Here is a 17,756-nt window from a genome sequence, read left to right as displayed (position 1 = left end):
TGGCATCCGCATAGTGCACTGGGTTATCGCTCGCCACGGGAATATCTGCGGCAGCAGGCCAGTAATGGGTTAAGTGATAACAGGTGTCTGGAAATATAGGGGCAAATCCAAAGACGAAATAAATGAATTCATGTCAAAAGAGGATGTTTCATCCAAAATACATTCGTTGATTAAATATGACTTCAAATGTCATGCTACACAAGAACAGTTGAACAGGATTAGATGGCACTTATACCCCGATGTCAGAATAGAAAGGGAAAAGAGAAGTAAAAACCGTGATGAATTTAGTGTCGATGCACCAACCATCATTTCTATCCTGGATACTCAACAGGAACAACTTGCCAGAAGTATGAGAGATGGCCACCGGATCATTCATGGTGTTGCAGGTTCAGGGAAGACATTGATCCTCTATCATCGCTGTCAGGAATTAGCGAAAAAAAATGACAGCGAAAAGCCAATTCTTGTCATTTGCTACAATATTACTTTAGCCAAAAAACTTCGGTCGATGTTCATCAATCATCCCTTTGCAGAGAAAATAAAGGTTAAAAATTTTCATGCTTGGTGTTTCCAACAAATTAAAGAAAACAAGATCACTATTCCAGAAGGGGATAATATTTTTGAAAATATGGAGCTAGCGTTGACTGATGGTTTCAAGACAGGAAAAATAAAACCAGAACAATACAGCGCTGTATTAATTGATGAAGGACATGATTTTAAGCCAGAATGGTTAAAAATCCTGGCAAAAATGACTGACTCTCAGGACGAGAATTTGCTATTCCTTTATGATGATGCTCAGTCAATTTACCAAAAAAAGAAAGCATTAGACTTTACACTGTCCAGCGTAGATATTAAAGCGACAGGACGCACAACCATTCTTAATATAAATTATAGAAACACACAGCAAATCCTACACTTTGCCAGTTGCATTGCATTTAATTATCTTAATAGCCATATCGATAGTTCTTTAACCTATCATAAACCTGCTGCGGGAGGAATGAATGGCGATTATCCCAACCTTGAACATTTCGACACACAGGACGAAGAAATAGCACGAGCAGTCGAATGGATTACAGAGCAAAATGAACAAGGGATTCCGTGGTCTGAAATTGCTATACTAAGTCCATCAACTCACACCCTTTCTAACTCTCTAAGCTCTGTACTTGAATCGAAAAACATCCCCTTTAATCTTATTGTAAGCTCTGCAGATAAAAAGTCCTGGACGCCAGAACAAGAGCGTATTTCTGTTATGCCATTACCCAGCAGTAAAGGACTTGAGTTTCACTCAGTTGTCATTATTGATGCAGCGAGAACACGGGATAATAGCGATGATTTGAGTGAGGATATAAAGAGACTCTATGTAGGTTTTACCCGAGCACGTTGCAATCTCTTGGTAACCTTGCACGGTGAAGGTGCGTTAAATGAGCATCTACTAAAAACCTATGAGCAAAGCCCACAATATATGTAAAAATGATAAATTATCTCCATAACGCCCGGTAACGCTGTACCGGGCGTTATGAATGTATATCTAAGATATTAGTCACGCCTGATAGCCGCTACCAAAAACGCCATCATCTCCCTCTCATCTTTGCTGTGATAAAAGCGTACCATTTTGCTGTTAAATTCCAGCGCTTTAGCCACTGGAATTAACAAGTTCAAACTTCCGACAACGAAGTTCCAGTTATTACAAAAATTACTGGCAAAAGAGATGAAAAGCGTAGTTGACAACACATCGAAATATACTGACTGGAGTAAACGCGATGATATTAAAGCGAAACTGAAAGTTGAACTTATTCTGCTTCTACACAAGCATAAGTTCCCGCCAGTAGCGAATGATGATGTTTATATGGGTGTGCTGGCACAGGCAGAGAATTTTAAAGAACATCATATGAGTGCTTTAAATTAATTATGAAGGCCGGATACACTTTGTTATCCGGCCATTGTGAATTAACGTTAATTTCTCTTCCAGATATTTCCAGTAACGCTTTTATTATTTTCTATTTTTAGCTGGACTTTCCCTGTATTTACTGATGATATGTCCAGGTATTTAGCGCGGTGCGAATGTGCGCCAACACACCCGCACCGCTCATCACAATCACTATTTATGGAGAATAGTAATCATGACTGACACGCATTCTATTGCACAACCGTTCGAAGCAGAAGTCTCCCCGGCAAATAACCGTCAATTAACCGTGAGTTATGCGAGTCGCTACCCGGATTACAGCCGTATTCCCGCCATCACCCTGAAAGGTCAGTGGCTGGAAACCGCCGGTTTTGCTACCGGCACGGCGGTAGATGTCAAAGTGATGGAAGGCTGTATTGTCCTCACCGCCCAACCACCCACCGCCGAAGAGAGCGAACTGATGCAGTCACTGCGCCAGGTGTGCAAGCTGTCAGCGCGTAAACAAAAGCAGGTGCGGGAATTTATTGGGGTGATTGCCGGTAAACAGAAAGTCGCCTGATACATTGACCCGGTAGCGCCAGTGCTACCGGGTATTATTCGCCGTGTTAGACCAACGCGCTCTCCATCTGTTTTTCAAATGCCTGACGAATTAATCCCATAACGTAAGGAAGTTGTGCGAGGTCGCTGAAACCAATTTCCACATCACCATTGCCCCAGCGCCCAACATTTGTCACATCTTTGGCAATACCTTTCGGATCGACCAGTTCATGAAACTGCATATTAAGCGACAATCGCAGTCGGCTTTTTTGCGGCACAACATCAACAAAATTCGTTTCCGCTTTAAACGCAATATAGAGCTTCAATACTTCCTGCGTGATCCCTGCGTCCAGGCGCATAACTTCATCGCGAAGATGATCAAATAACACCCGGCTATGCGAACCATCAGCAAGAAAAGGATAATCACTCAGGCTATAACTGGTTTTGTTTTCAGGCTGCGCCCGATAAACAGCTAAAACCTCTTCAGGAAGAGCAGGCGCTTGCCAGACCTGAACCGCGAGATCGGCCAGACGATCGGCACGGGCGCGAATGGCGGCTTCATCCCATTTTTCGCACTGTCCAAGACCGATATTCAAATAAAGCGGGCTATGCTTAAAGCCGTCTTCAATATCGCGTTTTTCCGCGAAAGGTCTGTCACTGTAGCGGGAGTTATAGCGCGTTAATGTGAGATTCCCCAACGTATGTAACAGTTCTTTATGCACACGCTGCCAGTCGCTTCCCAGCTCTTCACGCCATTTAGCCGACAAATTTTCGTTCTGCGGCATAATATGCTCAATCGTAAACTCTTCCACGCGCTCTCTGCGTTTATCGTTTTCCAGTCGTCGTAACCAGTAGCTGCGACTGCGGAAGTTATAGAGATCGCGAACTTTTAATTCCCGTTTAAATTCATCATCGTTGGGGAAACGACGATATGAAGGCAGATTCAGAAAATGTACCTGAATACTTTCCAGATATTTTTCTTTAATAATGACCTTATAAAAGGTAGCAAACGTCTTGTTAAGAGAATTTGTCGGAATCGCACATACTGCACGGCGGAAAACATAAGATTCAATTAAACGAATTATGCTCAGGAAATCTTCGTGAGGCAAATCGCCATTTTTATAGTCATGATAAAGCGCCAGTAAGAAAGGATACGCCACATCGACCTTTAACTCGCGCAAATCCTGAAAAGCCGTAGCAAGCGATTTGTCACTTTCTTTACCCAATGCCATTGCACAGTAATACTCCGCGTAGATGTGAATATCTTCAACCAGGTGATCCACGCCTTTTTCAGCAACACTCTGGCTGCGGGCATGGAGTTTAAATGCCTCATAGACTTCATCTGTACGAGGGATCTCCCCCGTTTTTACCGTCAGATAATGACGCATAAAGCTGTCAAAATATTCGCTGTAACCTTGCTGACCAAAAGCGACTTCCATTGGACGCCAGTGATCTTCATACAACCGGGTTTGATGCTCTGGTTCGAGACCCATCAGAATAAAATTGCGCACCAGATCGGCCTGACTTAACGCCTTACCGGTAGAGTTCATACTTTCAAAAATCAGTTGCGGATTATCCTGACCACGATTAAGCGCCACATCGACAATTAATAATTTTGCTAACCCACGACATAAGGGGATCAAGTCATCACCGAGTTTGGCAATTTGCTCATCAAAGAAAGTAAAGTTTTCCATTATTCGATGGGAATAGTTTTCTGGCATTGGTCTTTGTTTTATTAACGCCAGCAAACTGTCTTTATCAGTCTCGGTCAGCAGTAATTTAAATCCTTTCTCGCCGGACTCATAAGGATTGAGTAAATAATAATTACGCAATTTCATTGCTGAAAAGCCATCAAAAACTTCGTCTTCGCCAAGATGACGCGATAAAGCCTCAATCAGCAACATTGCGGTCGTCAGCCTTTGTTGACCATCAATGACCAGTAACGGAGAAATACCAGAAACCTGATACAACCCCTGCTCAATATAAACAACCGAACCGATAAAATGCGCTGATATATCGTCACGCTTTCCGGCACGAATGATGTCGTCCCAAAGTTGCCGACATTGTTGTTCTGTCCATGAATAAGTCCGTTGATAAATGGGAATCACAAACTGCTGCGAACGTTTTAAAAAATCGAGTAGGCGGGCTTCTGTAGCTTTCATTCTGACGTCTTTCCGTGAAGCGATGATTTCGCAATAATAACCACTTCCTTGTGGAGGTTATAGAGAAATCCTGTTTATCCGCGACGAACTGCCCCATCACTCCACATCCTCCCTGCGTAACCCAATATCCCTCAACCGCTCATCACTCATCTGCTGTAACACCCGCCGGGCCTGCATTTGCCGCCGCCAACGCCTCACTGCCTGCCAGAGTTGCACAAGTCCAATAAACGGTGCTTTAGCTTTGTTTTCGTGAAATTCCATCTGCTGCCTCCTCATCTTTCAGAGGCTTCATCATCCGCCTTCTGGCAGTTCACAATACAGATGCAAATATTAGTTTTATTTAACATACAGACAGGTTAAAACAGCATCTGCATCCGGTTTTTTAGCCTCATCTGTACCGGTTTTTCTCTCTGTATGGTCCAAATAAGGAATACAGCATGACGCGTTATCAACATCTGGCGACTTTGCTTGCCGAGCGGATTGAGCAAGGGCTGTATCGTCACGGGGAGAAATTGCCGTCGGTGCGCAGCTTAAGTCAGGAGCACGGCGTCAGCATCAGTACCGTGCAGCAGGCGTACCAGACGCTGGAAACGATGAAGCTCATCACTCCGCAGCCGCGTTCGGGTTATTTTGTCGCACAACGTAAAGCCCAGCCGCCAGTACCGCCGATGACGCGTCCGGTGCAGCGCCCGGTGGAAATTACCCAGTGGGATCAGGTGCTGGATATGCTGGAGGCGCATAGCGACAGTTCCATTGTTCCGTTAAGTAAAAGCACGCCGGATGTCGAAACGCCCAGCCTGAAACCGCTGTGGCGGGAGCTAAGCCGGGTGGTGCAGCATAATCTGCAAACCGTTCTCGGTTATGACTTGTTAGCCGGCCAGCGGGTATTGCGCGAGCAGATTGCCCGCCTGATGCTCGACAGCGGCTCGGTGGTCACCGCCGATGACATCATCATCACCAGCGGCTGCCATAACTCGATGTCGCTGGCGTTGATGGCAGTGTGTAAACCGGGCGATATTGTCGCGGTCGAATCCCCCTGTTATTACGGTTCGATGCAGATGCTGCGCGGCATGGGCGTGAAAGTGATTGAAATCCCCACCGATCCAGAAACAGGCATCAGCGTTGAAGCGCTGGAACTGGCGCTGGAGCAGTGGCCGATTAAAGGCATCATTCTGGTGCCAAACTGTAATAATCCGCTGGGATTTATTATGCCGGACGCGCGCAAACGGGCCGTTCTCTCTCTCGCTCAGCGTCATGATATTGTGATTTTTGAAGATGATGTCTACGGCGAACTGGCGACGGAGTATCCGCGCCCGCGGACCATTCATTCCTGGGATATCGACGGGCGAGTGCTGTTGTGCAGCTCGTTCAGTAAAAGTATTGCTCCAGGCCTGCGCGTGGGTTGGGTCGCACCGGGGCGCTATCACGATAAACTGCTGCATATGAAATATGCCATCAGCAGCTTTAATGTGCCGTCCACGCAAATGGCGGCGGCAACGTTTGTGCTGGAAGGTCACTATCATCGCCATATCCGGCGGATGCGGCAGATCTATCAGCGCAATTTGGCGCTTTATACCTGCTGGATACGGGAATATTTTCCCTGCGAAATCTGTATTACGCGCCCGAAAGGCGGATTTTTACTGTGGATCGAATTGCCTGAACAGGTCGATATGGTTTGCGTTGCGCGGCAGCTATACCGCATGAAAATCCAGGTGGCGGCAGGCTCGATTTTCTCAGCTTCCGGCAAATACCGTAATTGTCTGCGCATCAACTGCGCTTTGCCGCTCAGCGAAACCTATCGCGAAGCACTGAAGCAAATTGGCGAAGCCGTGTATCGGGCAATGGAATGAATTCGAAATAGTGGCGAGCCCCCTGATTTCCTCTCACGAATAGCGTGTGACTCGTTTTATCTTTGCAGGGTCATCTCCACGTTCCAGCATGGCTTAGGCAAAATGCGCTTCGTTCATGCCGGATGCCATGTGAACACCTTACCAGGTCTACAAAATCTTTAAAATTCAATATATTTAATGGGTTATGTAGACCTGATAAGCGTAGCGCATCAGGCTGCTTTGCGTTTGTCATCAGTCTCTGATTAGTACTCGATCCATGGATCGCGCTTGCTTTCAGGCAAGGGCTGCTCTAATGCCTGCATTTGCTCTGCCGAAAGTCCGGTATATCGTTGTATCCATTCAGGATCCGCCCCATTCTGCAACAACAATCGGAGGAGGCTCTTTTCCCCTTCTTCTTTCCCTTCTTTCCTCCCCCTCTCCCTTCCCAACAGCCATCCATCATTATGAATTCGCTCTGCAATCGTCATTATTCGCTCCCTGTGTTGTGGCATTCGACGGATAAGTTCGCTGATAAACTCATTAAAACGCGCTTCATCGCCAGTCAGTAAAATGTAATTTAACAGCGCGGTTATCTGGCTGTCATTAGCGCACCCTGTAACCAGTAATACTGCCAGTTGATCAATAAGCCCCATTAGATCGCGCTGGCGAATATGCTTTTGGATCAACTCCAGCAGGGCGACTCTGCGATGCTGCACAATCTCGTCGTCTGGCACGACAGTGACATCCACCAGCGGGAACGCTGCGGTATAAAGCTTCCGCGCGGTAGCCGGGTCGGCAAATTCATCCAGCCAGCACAAAGACCAGGGGTAAGGACTACGGCTACTGTGATAAAACAGCATCGGGATGACCAGCGGTAGCGGCCGGCGTTTATCATGCTCGATATGGCGCTGCATCACCGCCATGGAATATCGCATCAGGCGAAAGGCCATATGGATATCCTCGCGGCTCTGATGTTCAATCACCACATAAATATAGCCATCTCCTTCGCGGGTCTTTACCGACCACAGAATATCGGAATGTAGCGCCCGCAATTTTTCATCGACAAAGCTGGCGTATTCCAGTTTTAAGCTGTCGAGATCGCACAGTTCACGTAAATCTTTGGGTAAGTGGATCTCCATAAAATCCCGCGCGGTGTCAGGGTGGGTGAGAAAAGATTTAAATAATGCGTCATGCGGCGTGCTGGTCGTGAAGTTTGTCATGGCGATCCGTCACCTGTAGATAAGATGGCCCGACTGTAGCGACTAACAAAACCATTCTCACCCGGCAATTTCTCGTTCCCCGAGGTGCTTTCCAGGCTATTTTTGTTCCTCTGCAAACGATACATTTTTCCGGAAACAGGCTCGCGTTTTACATTTCCTGTACCCGGCAGATATTCCCCTTTCCACCGCACTCTTTTGATTAACCGCAAATTTTAATTACACTTAAGGTGTATATTTTCTATGCAACCCATCAATTCAAGAGGTGTAATGTGCTGATGACTATTTGTAATCGTTATACATTCTGACCTGGAGTCAGAAGGTATTTCTCTGTCTGTGTGTTCACAGGCAGTGTGGTTGATTACATGAAATTCAGTACATTTGCCCTTCTCGCCTGCCTTTCGTCATTACCGACGGTATTGAATTTCGTTTTCCCCATTGGGGTTCTCCGGACAAGGAGTTGTTTGTTATGCCACGTTTTTTTGCCCGCCATGCCGCCACGCTGTTTTTCCCGATGGCGTTGATTTTGTATGACTTTGCTGCGTATCTGTCGACGGACCTGATCCAGCCAGGGATCATTAATGTGGTCCGTGATTTTAATGCCGATGTCAGTCTGGCCCCGGCTGCCGTCAGTCTCTATCTCGCTGGAGGCATGGCATTGCAGTGGCTGCTGGGGCCGCTTTCCGACAGGATTGGCCGCAGGCCGGTGCTGATTAACGGGGCGTTAATTTTTACCCTTGCCTGCGCCGCGACAATGTTCACCACGTCAATGACACAATTTCTTATCGCGCGTGCAATTCAGGGCACCAGTATCTGTTTTATTGCCACCGTTGGTTATGTCACGGTGCAGGAGGCGTTCGGACAGACAAAAGGGATCAAGTTGATGGCGATTATCACCTCCATCGTACTGATTGCGCCGATTATCGGCCCGCTTTCCGGCGCAGCTCTGATGCACTTTATGCACTGGAAAGTCCTTTTTGCCATCATTGCGGTTATGGGTTTTATCTCATTTGTTGGCTTACTGTTGGCGATGCCAGAGACGGTGAAGCGCGGCGCGGTTCCGTTTAGCGCCAAAAGCGTCTTGCGCGATTTTCGTAATGTCTTTTGCAATCGGCTGTTCCTCTTTGGCGCAGCAACCATCTCTTTAAGCTATATCCCGATGATGAGTTGGGTGGCTGTCTCGCCGGTGATCCTGATTGACGCAGGCGGCTTAACGACCTCGCAGTTCGCCTGGACACAGGTTCCGGTGTTCGGCGCGGTGATTGTTGCGAATGCCATCGTGGCGCGTTTCGTTAAAGATCCGACCGAACCGCGGTTTATCTGGCGTGCCGTGCCCATTCAACTGGCCGGCCTCGCACTGTTGATTGTCGGCAATTTGCTGTCGCCACACGTCTGGCTGTGGTCGGTGCTGGGCACCAGTCTGTATGCTTTCGGGATTGGTTTGATTTTCCCGACCTTATTCCGCTTTACGCTGTTTTCCAATAACTTACCGAAAGGGACCGTCTCCGCATCGCTAAATATGGTGATCCTGATGGTGATGTCGGTCTCGGTCGAAATCGGCCGCTGGCTGTGGTTTAACGGCGGTCGCTTGCCGTTTCATCTGTTAGCCGTTTTAGCGGGCGTTATCGTCGTTTTCACCCTGGCGGGATTGCTCAATCGCGTGCGCCAGCATCAGGCTGCCGAGCTGGCGGAGGAGCGGTGATTTTTGCGCGATCCTGCCGTCAGGCTCTATTCTTAACGTTATGAATAAACTCATTGAACTCAGACGCGCCAAAATGTTGGCGCTCTCTTTACTGCTTATCGCCGCTGCTACCTTTGTCGTTACGCTGTTTTTGCCGCCCAATTTTTGGGTGAGCGGCGTGAAGGCGATTGCTGAAGCGGCGATGGTCGGCGCGCTGGCGGACTGGTTTGCGGTGGTGGCGCTATTTCGCCGCGTGCCGATTCCGATCATTTCTCGTCATACGGCGATTATCCCGCGTAATAAAGACCGGATTGGCGAAAATCTCGGTCAGTTCGTGCAGGAAAAATTTCTCGATACCCAATCGCTGGTGGCATTGATTCGACGTCACGAACCGGCGTTGTTGATTGGCAACTGGTTTAGTCAGCCAGAAAACGCCCGCCGCGTTGGTCAGCATCTGTTGCAGATCATGAGTGGTTTTCTTGAACTGACCGATGATGCGCGTATTCAGCGCCTGCTTAAGCGCGCAGTCCATCGGGCGATTGATAAGGTCGATCTTTCCGGCACCAGTGCGTTGATGCTGGAGAGTATGACCAAAAACGATCGTCATCAGGTGCTGCTGGATACGCTGATCGCACAGTTGATCGCCCTTCTCCAGCGCGATAAATCGCGCAAGTTTATCGCCCAGCAGATTGTTCGCTGGCTGGAGAGTGAGCATCCACTGAAAGCCAAAATTTTGCCCACTGAATGGCTGGGCGAACATAGCGCGGAGTTGGTTTCTGACGCGGTGAATTCTTTGCTTGATGATATTAGTCGCGATCGTGCGCATCAGATCCGCCATGCGTTTGATCGCGCCACCTTCGCCCTGATCGACAAGCTGAAAAACGATCCGGAAATGGCAGCGCGAGCCGATGCCGTAAAAAGCTATCTGAAAGAAGATGAAGCTTTTAATCGCTATCTCAGTGAATTGTGGGGGGATTTACGGGAATGGCTGAAAGTGGATATCAACAGTGAAGATTCTCGTGTGAAAGAACGTATCGCACGAGCGGGTCAATGGTTTGGTGAAACGTTAATTGCCGATGATGCCTTGCGGGCGTCGTTAAATGGTCACCTGGAACAAGCCGCGCACCGCGTCGCGCCTGAGTTTTCCGCATTCCTGACGCGCCACATCAGCGATACAGTAAAAAGCTGGGATGCGCGGGATATGTCGCGGCAAATCGAGTTAAATATTGGCAAAGATCTGCAGTTTATCCGTGTCAACGGTACGCTAGTTGGCGGTTGTATTGGGCTAATTTTGTATTTGCTGTCGCAGCTCCCGGCCTTGTTCCCCCTCGGCAATTTTTAGAAATCCATGAAAAACTATTGGCTAACCGCGAGAGAGATCAAATAAACCACACTAAAAGAATGGTAATGATGTGGCCTCTTTTCATTATCTCCCGTGGTACGGGGAAGGAAAATCATGTCACTTGTCACCGATCTACCCGCTATTTTCGATCAGTTCTCTGAAGCTCGCCAGAAAGGCTTTCTCACCGTCATGGATCTCAAGGAGCGCGGCATTCCGCTGGTTGGCACCTACTGCACCTTTATGCCGCAAGAGATCCCGATGGCAGCCGGTGCAGTTGTGGTTTCGCTCTGTTCCACCTCCGATGAAACCATTGAAGAAGCCGAGAAAGATCTGCCGCGCAATCTCTGCCCGCTGATTAAAAGCAGCTACGGCTTCGGCAAAACCGATAAATGCCCCTACTTCTACTTTTCCGATCTGGTGGTGGGTGAAACCACCTGCGACGGCAAAAAGAAAATGTATGAATACATGGCAGAGTTTAAGCCCGTGCATGTGATGCAATTGCCCAACAGCGTTAAGGACGATGCCTCGCGTGCATTATGGAAAGCTGAGATGCTGCGCTTACAAAAAGCGGTAGAGGAACGTTTTGGACACGAGATTAGCGAAGATGCTCTGCGCGATGCCATTGCGCTGAAAAACCGCGAACGTCGCGCACTGGCTAATTTTTATCATCTTGGGCAGTTAAATCCTCCGGCGCTTAGCGGCAGCGACATTCTGAAAGTGGTTTACGGCGCAACCTTCCGGTTCGATAAAGAGGCGTTGGTTGACGAACTGGATGCAATGACCGCCCGCGTTCGTCAGCAGTGGGAAGAAGGCCAGCGACTGGACCCGCGTCCACGCATTTTAATCACCGGCTGCCCAATTGGCGGCGCAGCAGAGAAAGTGGTGCGCGCGATTGAAGAGAATGGCGGCTGGGTTGTCGGTTATGAAAACTGCACCGGGGCGAAAGCCACCGAGCAATGCGTGGCGGAAACGGGTGATGTGTACGACGCGCTGGCGGATAAATATCTGGCGATTGGCTGCTCCTGTGTTTCGCCGAACGATCAGCGCCTGCAAATGCTCAGCCAGATGGTTGAAGAATATCAGGTCGATGGCGTAGTTGATGTGATTTTGCAGGCGTGCCATACCTACGCGGTGGAATCGCTGGCGATTAAACGTCATGTGCGTCAGCAGCACAACATTCCTTATATCGCTATTGAAACAGACTACTCCACCTCAGATGTCGGGCAGCTCAGCACCCGTGTCGCGGCCTTTATTGAGATGCTGTAAGGAGTGGCAGTGGCATATTCGATTGGCATTGATTCCGGCTCAACCGCCACCAAAGGGATCTTACTGGCAGACGGCGTGATTACGCGCCGTTTCCTCGTTCCAACACCCTTTCGCCCGGCAACAGCAATTACTGAAGCCTGGGAAACTCTGCGCGAAGGGTTAGAAACAACGCCGTTTCTGACGCTCACCGGCTACGGACGGCAACTGGTGGATTTTGCCGATAAACAGGTGACGGAAATCTCCTGTCACGGGCTGGGCGCACGGTTTCTTGCGCCGGCAACGCGCGCAGTAATCGACATCGGTGGTCAGGACAGCAAAGTGATTCAGCTTGATGATGACGGTAACCTGTGCGATTTCCTGATGAATGACAAATGCGCGGCGGGCACCGGGCGTTTCCTGGAGGTGATCTCGCGCACGCTTGGCACCAGCGTCGAGCAACTCGACAGCATTACTGAAAATGTCAGACCGCACGCCATCACGAGTATGTGCACAGTGTTTGCCGAATCAGAAGTGATCAGCCTGCGCTCAGCGGGCGTCGCGCCAGAAGCGATTCTCGCTGGAGTGATTAACGCGATGGCGCGGCGGAGTGCCAATTTCATTGCTCGTCTCTCCTGTGAAGCGCCGATTCTGTTTACTGGTGGCGTTAGTCATTGCCAGACGTTTGCCCGGATGTTGGAAACTCACCTGGGAATGCCGGTAAATACCCATCCTGATGCGCAATTTGCTGGCGCAATTGGCGCAGCGGTAATTGGTCAACGAGTGAGGACACGCCGATGAAAGAGTTTTTATTTTTATTTCACTCCACGGTCGGCGTCATACAAACCCGCAAGGCGTTGCAGGCAGCGGGCATGACTTTTCGCGTCAGCGATATTCCCCGTGATTTACGCGGCGGCTGCGGGTTATGCATTTGGCTGACCTGTCCCCCCGGCGAGGAAATACAATGGGTGATCCCTGGGCAGACCGAAGCGATATATTGCCAGCAGGGCAGCGACTGGCAGTGCGTGGTGCATTACGATTCAGAAGCGTCAACCAGGCAATAAGACCTTTAAATATAACGCCCGGATATTTGGCTGCACATAATCCTGCATGAAGGAAGTTGTATTAAATATCTCGCCTGATGTGAATGATGTGAAATATTTCCCACCCACAAAATGAGCGATTTTTGATAGCACCTTACTATTGCGCGTCTAAAATACAACATACATTGTATTATACTTAAACCCATAATTATACATAGAGCAATAAAATGATTACCGGGTGTGGTAATGATAAAGATAAGTTTCAGTGTGAAGCTTATCTTTACCCACACCCCCTGATTATTTTAGATTTAGAAGAACATTTCGCAATTCAAGGATAAAATTATGGACTCAACATTTAACATATACCAGGATATTCTCCCAGCATTCAACATGTATTCGGGACTAAAACCTTGCCATGAAAAAAATAACCAACCATTTGATATTAACACGGAAATTGAAACCATACAAAAACAAATTAATTATGATATAAATCATTTGAATGACGGTTTGATTAAGCGTGTACTGAATCTTTTTATTCACCTTATCTCTAATCCCGATAATCTCGAATTAACCTTAAATCGATATTCATCAACAACAGAGCAAATCATCGGCAGAACCAAAAGAAATAGTTTACATGAGTTTGAAGTTGGCGATCTAAAAATAATATTTAATCGACAAGATGATAATGAAAGCGTATTAACTATTAAACACAAAGATATAAGTCATGGTTGCAATGTTAAAACCGAGCAACTGCAGCAGTTTATTAAAATAATGGAACAAAAAGCGCAACTACCAATCTATATTGACAAGAACAATTTGAAAGAGAGTATTTTCTCTGTTTTGCGAAATGACCCACAGCACGTAGATAAAGAGCAATACCTTCCCTGTGATAAGTTTTTAACACATGCCTGCAAAAATTCAAATTCATTTGAAGTGAAATTAGATGCCACTCATCAATATCAACATCTGAATAACTTCATGATTTCTTTTGACCCAGTAGAAAATCAATTAACAATACGGGATAACAATAACGAGACTGAAACTATCTCGTTGACAAACTTACAATGGGAAAATGTGCTGCAATACTACAGAGAAAACCACCAGCAGCCAAATATAGCAGGATCACGAAATCTCACGGATAATATAGATAAAATTAAAAATACAATATCCACCTCTGAAATTATAGAGTGCGCCTCTCCTGAAATAAGAAGTAGCGTCCTGAACGATCTTTATAGCATTGCTAATTTCCTCCCGGACAAAAATCTGACACCAAATGAGAGCTGGAAAAGATTTTGCCATACATGCGAGCGCTTTTATGTTGCTCAGAAGAGTATCACTGGAGATAACAGTGAACGTCTTACGCGAAAAGTCTCTATCTCTGATGCAGGAATTACAATGACCTTCAAGATAGGTGATGTTGTCATCAATACTATTAGCACTGCTATCCCTGAAGATGAATCGGGTCAACGGTGTATAGAAGGGTTGAATTTAGCAGAGATGGATTTAACCGGCATAGACTTGTCGAAAATGGCGCTAAGGAATGTCAATTTTAATGGCAGCATTCTTAGAAATGCGGATTTCTCCGGTACGATCTGTGAAGGCGTGGATTTTACCGATTGTGATCTCCGTTATGCAACCTTTATTGACGCCTCATTAGAAAAAATCGATTTTCGTAAAGTTCGCCACTTGTTTAATATAAATTTTACAAATGCAAATCTACGGAACAGCAACTTCAGCGGAAAAGTTCTCACTGGCGTTAATTTTACTGGAAGTGACCTTAGTAACGCTTATCTTGAACACATAGATTTCACAAAAGTGATTTTCTTTCCGTCATTAATTATTGGAGCAGTATTTGATAATTCCAATCTATCAGAGAAAAATCTTTCAGACAAAGATCTTACTAATATTAGCTGCATGTATACCAATTTTACTAACGCTAATTTAACAAAATGCAAACTCTTAAATACAAACTTTTCGGCTGCAAAATTTGACAATACTAATTTCACTGGTACAAAAGGTTCTAATATTCTGTTTAACCATGCATGGTTGTTCAATACGATATTTATAGATACGATTTTTAAAAATGCCTGTTTTTTCAATGCCAAAGTGAATAATGTTTCTCTTAAGAAAGCATATATTTACAATGATAATATCGATAAAAAAGCCAATGACAGTACCGATAAACAAGCCAAGAACAGTACCGAGCAACAGGACAGTACCAGTTTTAATCAAGCCCGTTTAAAGAAAGAAGTGAATAGCAGTTTTTCCATTCCGGGTTTAACGTCTTATCAGCCAACGTATATAGTTGACGAGTAGTTCAATAATCACCCAAACAGAGTGAGTATGGCAGAGGATATAAATTGTTAACCGCCTCATCTATCATTCATGGATGAGGCGCATTTATCAGTCGATGTAAGCTGAAAATGTTCTGCCATCCAGAGACAACCGCCGCCCCCTGCGGCGTTTACTATTTCATCGCCCGCGTTAAGAATTCATTAAGCTTCATCCGTATACTCCTTATCTGTCGCACTGAATTTGACGAGAAAAAAGCAATAATAAGGAGCAACAAGTTGAAAAAGCGCATCACCTTTATCGTTTTTCTTTGCGCCATCGTGGCGGTAAGCCTGTTTTTTGTGCAATCCTGCGTCCGTAAAAGCCAGCATGTCGCAGGGTTTCAGAATTATCAGGCCACTATCGATGGTAAAGAGATTACAGGAGTAACTAAAAATATCTCCTCACTGACCTGGTCTGCGCAGAGCAATACCTTATTTAGCACTATCAACAAACCTGCAACCATCGTTGAAATGACGACCGAGGGTGACCTGATCCGCACCATTCCGCTCGATTTTGTTAAGGATCTCGAGACGATTGAATACATTGGTGATAATAAATTTGTCATCAGTGATGAACGTGACTACGCCATTTATGTGATTTCACTTAACGCTGAGTCGGAAGTAAGCATCCTCAAAAAAATTAAAATCCCATTGCAGGAAACACCAACTAACTGTGGCTTTGAAGGGCTGGCTTACTCCTCTCAGGACCATACCTTCTGGTTTTTTAAAGAGAAAAATCCGATAGAGGTCTACAAAGTAACCGGGCTATTGCGTAGCGATGAGTTGCATATCAGCAAAGATAAAGCGTTGCAGCGTCAGTTTACTTTAGACGATGTTTCTGGCGCGGAATTTAACCCACAGAAAAATACGTTGCTGGTGTTGTCACATGAGTCACGCGCCCTGCAGGAAGTGACCGTGACAGGTGACGTGATCGGCGAAATGTCGTTAACCAAAGGCAGGTATGGCCTTTCACACAATATCAAGCAGGCGGAAGGGATAGCGATGGATGCCAGTGGCAACATCTATATCGTTGGCGAACCCAATCTTTTTTATCGCTTTACGTCGACAAAATCACGATAACAGTCTGGCAGGTTCTCCTTTTTTGTTATTAACTTGTTAACTCAAAATAATACAAACAAGGAAGAACATGAATTCGACATCGCATCCCGTAGAACGTTTTTCTTTCAGCACCGCGTTATTCGGGATGCTGGTTCTGACCTTAGGTATGGGTTTAGGCCGCTTTCTCTATACGCCGATGCTGCCAGTCATGCTGGCGGAAGGCGAATTTTCCTTTAGCGAACTCTCATGGATCGCCAGTGGTAACTATGCCGGGTATCTGGCGGGGAGCCTGCTGTTTTCATTCGGCGCGTTTCATTTACCCTCACGCCTGCGCCCGTTCTTGTTAGCTTCCGCCCTCGCAACCGGATTATTAATCCTCGCGATGGCGTGGCTGCCGCCGTTTCTTCTGGTTTTCATCATTCGCTTTCTGGCGGGGGTCGCCAGCGCCGGGATGTTGATTTTCGGCTCAACGCTCATCATGCAGCATACTCGTCATCCCTTTGTCCTTGCGGCGCTATTTTCTGGTGTTGGCGTCGGCATCGCTCTGGGCAATGAATATGTGCTGGCAGGCCTGCATTTTGCCCTCTCTTCACAAACGTTGTGGCAAGGTGCCGGAGCACTTTCTGCCATTATATTGCTTGCTCTGGCGCTGCTCATCCCGTCGAATAAACACGTTATCCCGCCAGCGCCATTGGCAAAAATCGCGCAACAACCCATGAGCTGGTGGTTACTGGCGATTCTGTATGGTCTGGCGGGTTTTGGTTATATCATCGTCGCCACCTACCTGCCGCTCATGGCGAAAGACGCGGGCCAGCCTGTGCTGACGGCTCACCTCTGGACACTGGTCGGCTTGTCGATTGTCCCAGGTTGCTTTGGCTGGCTGTGGGCAGCCAAACGGTGGGGAGCATTACCTTGCCTGACCGCGAATTTGCTGGTGCAGGCGATCTGCGTGCTGTTAACCCTCGCCAGCAGCTCTCCTTTATTACTCATCATCAGCAGTATTGGTTTTGGCGGCACCTTTATGGGAACGACCTCGCTGGTGATGACCATCGCCCGCCAGCTTAGCGTGCCGGGAAATCTTAACCTTTTGGGCTTTGTGACACTCATTTATGGTATCGGGCAAATTCTTGGCCCGGCGCTGACCAGTATGCTCGGCAACGGAACGTCGGCCCTCGCCAGTGCCACGCTCTGCGGCGCGGCGGCGCTATTTATCGCAGCATTAATCTGCGGGATGCAAATATTCAAATTGCATACGAATGATTCTTAAGTAATTTAACGAATTTAACTTTTCAGTACATCACGTAAAATAATTAAAACATCCTTTTTCTTTGGAGGTACTCAGCCACCGCCGTTATTAATCCTGGTTTAGCAATTCCACGGCTAATTCATTATTTCTGGTCATATTATAGTC

The 17,756-nt window shown here is 47.0% G+C and carries 13 protein-coding genes and 3 pseudogenes; 12 read left to right on the top strand and 4 right to left on the bottom strand.

All coding sequences use genetic code 11. The annotated features are described in order from the left end of the window. Window positions 1-109: 109 nt before the first annotated feature. The 3 genes and pseudogenes from ACJHWR_RS16965 to symE all read left to right on the top strand — a co-directional run. Window positions 110-1,465 (top strand): annotated as a pseudogene (locus ACJHWR_RS16965) (DEAD/DEAH box helicase); the annotation flags it as partial. Window positions 1,466-1,693: 228 nt separating this feature from the next. Next, a pseudogene (locus tag ACJHWR_RS16960) lies at window positions 1,694-1,903 on the top strand (type I restriction enzyme endonuclease domain-containing protein); the annotation flags it as partial. 214 nt (window positions 1,904-2,117) lie between these two features. After that, window positions 2,118-2,459 (top strand): endoribonuclease SymE, encoded by a 342-nt coding sequence (gene symE, locus ACJHWR_RS16955; protein ID WP_000132634.1) that lies wholly within the window; start codon window positions 2,118-2,120, stop codon window positions 2,457-2,459. 46 nt (window positions 2,460-2,505) lie between these two features. Here symE and ACJHWR_RS16950 read toward each other — a convergent pair whose 3' ends face one another. The 3 genes and pseudogenes from ACJHWR_RS16950 to ACJHWR_RS16940 form a co-directional block, all read right to left on the bottom strand. After that, on the bottom strand, window positions 2,506-3,669 hold the full coding sequence (locus ACJHWR_RS16950; RefSeq protein ID WP_105075117.1) for a DUF1524 domain-containing protein: 1,164 nt from the start codon (window positions 3,667-3,669) through the stop codon (window positions 2,506-2,508). A 276-nt stretch (window positions 3,670-3,945) separates the two neighbouring features. Next, window positions 3,946-4,599, bottom strand: a pseudogene (locus ACJHWR_RS16945) (DUF262 domain-containing protein); the annotation flags it as partial. Window positions 4,600-4,695: 96 nt separating this feature from the next. Continuing rightward, a complete protein-coding gene (locus ACJHWR_RS16940; protein ID WP_000394263.1) occupies window positions 4,696-4,860 on the bottom strand; it encodes a DUF1127 domain-containing protein in 165 nt (54 codons plus the stop codon). A 176-nt stretch (window positions 4,861-5,036) separates the two neighbouring features. Between ACJHWR_RS16940 and ACJHWR_RS16935 the strand changes: the two genes are divergently transcribed. Next, on the top strand, window positions 5,037-6,449 hold the full coding sequence (locus tag ACJHWR_RS16935; protein WP_000199305.1) for a PLP-dependent aminotransferase family protein: 1,413 nt from the start codon (window positions 5,037-5,039) through the stop codon (window positions 6,447-6,449). A 242-nt stretch (window positions 6,450-6,691) separates the two neighbouring features. Here ACJHWR_RS16935 and ACJHWR_RS16930 read toward each other — a convergent pair whose 3' ends face one another. Continuing rightward, entirely contained in the window at window positions 6,692-7,648 is a 957-nt protein-coding gene (locus ACJHWR_RS16930; RefSeq protein ID WP_000181181.1) for an Rpn family recombination-promoting nuclease/putative transposase, read from the bottom strand. Between the two features lie 466 nt (window positions 7,649-8,114). On the opposite strand from ACJHWR_RS16930, the gene mdtM reads away from it, so the two are divergent. The 8 genes from mdtM (at window position 8,115) to ACJHWR_RS16890 (ending at window position 17,612) form a co-directional block, all read left to right on the top strand. Further along, the gene (mdtM, locus tag ACJHWR_RS16925; RefSeq protein WP_001136985.1) at window positions 8,115-9,347 is read left to right on the top strand and encodes a multidrug efflux MFS transporter MdtM; all 1,233 of its coding nucleotides are present in this window, start codon (window positions 8,115-8,117) and stop codon (window positions 9,345-9,347) included. A gap of 40 nt (window positions 9,348-9,387) precedes the next feature. After that, the gene (locus ACJHWR_RS16920; RefSeq protein ID WP_001037380.1) at window positions 9,388-10,668 is read left to right on the top strand and encodes a DUF445 domain-containing protein; all 1,281 of its coding nucleotides are present in this window, start codon (window positions 9,388-9,390) and stop codon (window positions 10,666-10,668) included. A gap of 114 nt (window positions 10,669-10,782) precedes the next feature. Beyond that, on the top strand, window positions 10,783-11,934 hold the full coding sequence (locus ACJHWR_RS16915; RefSeq protein ID WP_012311630.1) for a double-cubane-cluster-containing anaerobic reductase: 1,152 nt from the start codon (window positions 10,783-10,785) through the stop codon (window positions 11,932-11,934). A gap of 9 nt (window positions 11,935-11,943) precedes the next feature. Further along, window positions 11,944-12,711: a putative 2-hydroxyacyl-CoA dehydratase activator YjiL gene (gene yjiL / locus ACJHWR_RS16910; RefSeq protein ID WP_000331743.1), complete on the top strand. Its 768-nt coding sequence runs from the start codon at window positions 11,944-11,946 to the stop codon at window positions 12,709-12,711. Beyond that, window positions 12,708-12,974 carry a DUF3343 domain-containing protein gene (locus tag ACJHWR_RS16905; protein ID WP_000657678.1) on the top strand — a complete coding sequence of 89 codons (267 nt, stop codon included), beginning with the start codon at window positions 12,708-12,710 and terminating at the stop codon, window positions 12,972-12,974. The genes yjiL and ACJHWR_RS16905 overlap by 4 nt, the downstream gene beginning before the upstream one ends. Before the next feature lie 321 nt (window positions 12,975-13,295). Further along, window positions 13,296-15,269, top strand: coding sequence for a pentapeptide repeat-containing protein (locus ACJHWR_RS16900; protein WP_000378531.1), 1,974 nt, complete (start codon window positions 13,296-13,298; stop codon window positions 15,267-15,269). Window positions 15,270-15,523: 254 nt separating this feature from the next. Continuing rightward, window positions 15,524-16,366 (top strand): SdiA-regulated domain-containing protein, encoded by an 843-nt coding sequence (locus ACJHWR_RS16895; RefSeq protein WP_000746215.1) that lies wholly within the window; start codon window positions 15,524-15,526, stop codon window positions 16,364-16,366. Between the two features lie 67 nt (window positions 16,367-16,433). Then, window positions 16,434-17,612, top strand: a complete 1,179-nt coding sequence (locus ACJHWR_RS16890; RefSeq protein ID WP_001089434.1) for an MFS transporter — start codon at window positions 16,434-16,436, stop codon at window positions 17,610-17,612. Window positions 17,613-17,756: the final 144 nt, after the last annotated feature.

Source organism: Escherichia sp. WS568, from assembly GCF_046486085.1.
GTDB lineage: Bacteria > Pseudomonadota > Gammaproteobacteria > Enterobacterales > Enterobacteriaceae > Escherichia > Escherichia coli.
The sequence above is the reverse complement of the archived record's forward strand: the minus strand, read 5'-3'. Positions and strand labels throughout refer to the sequence as shown.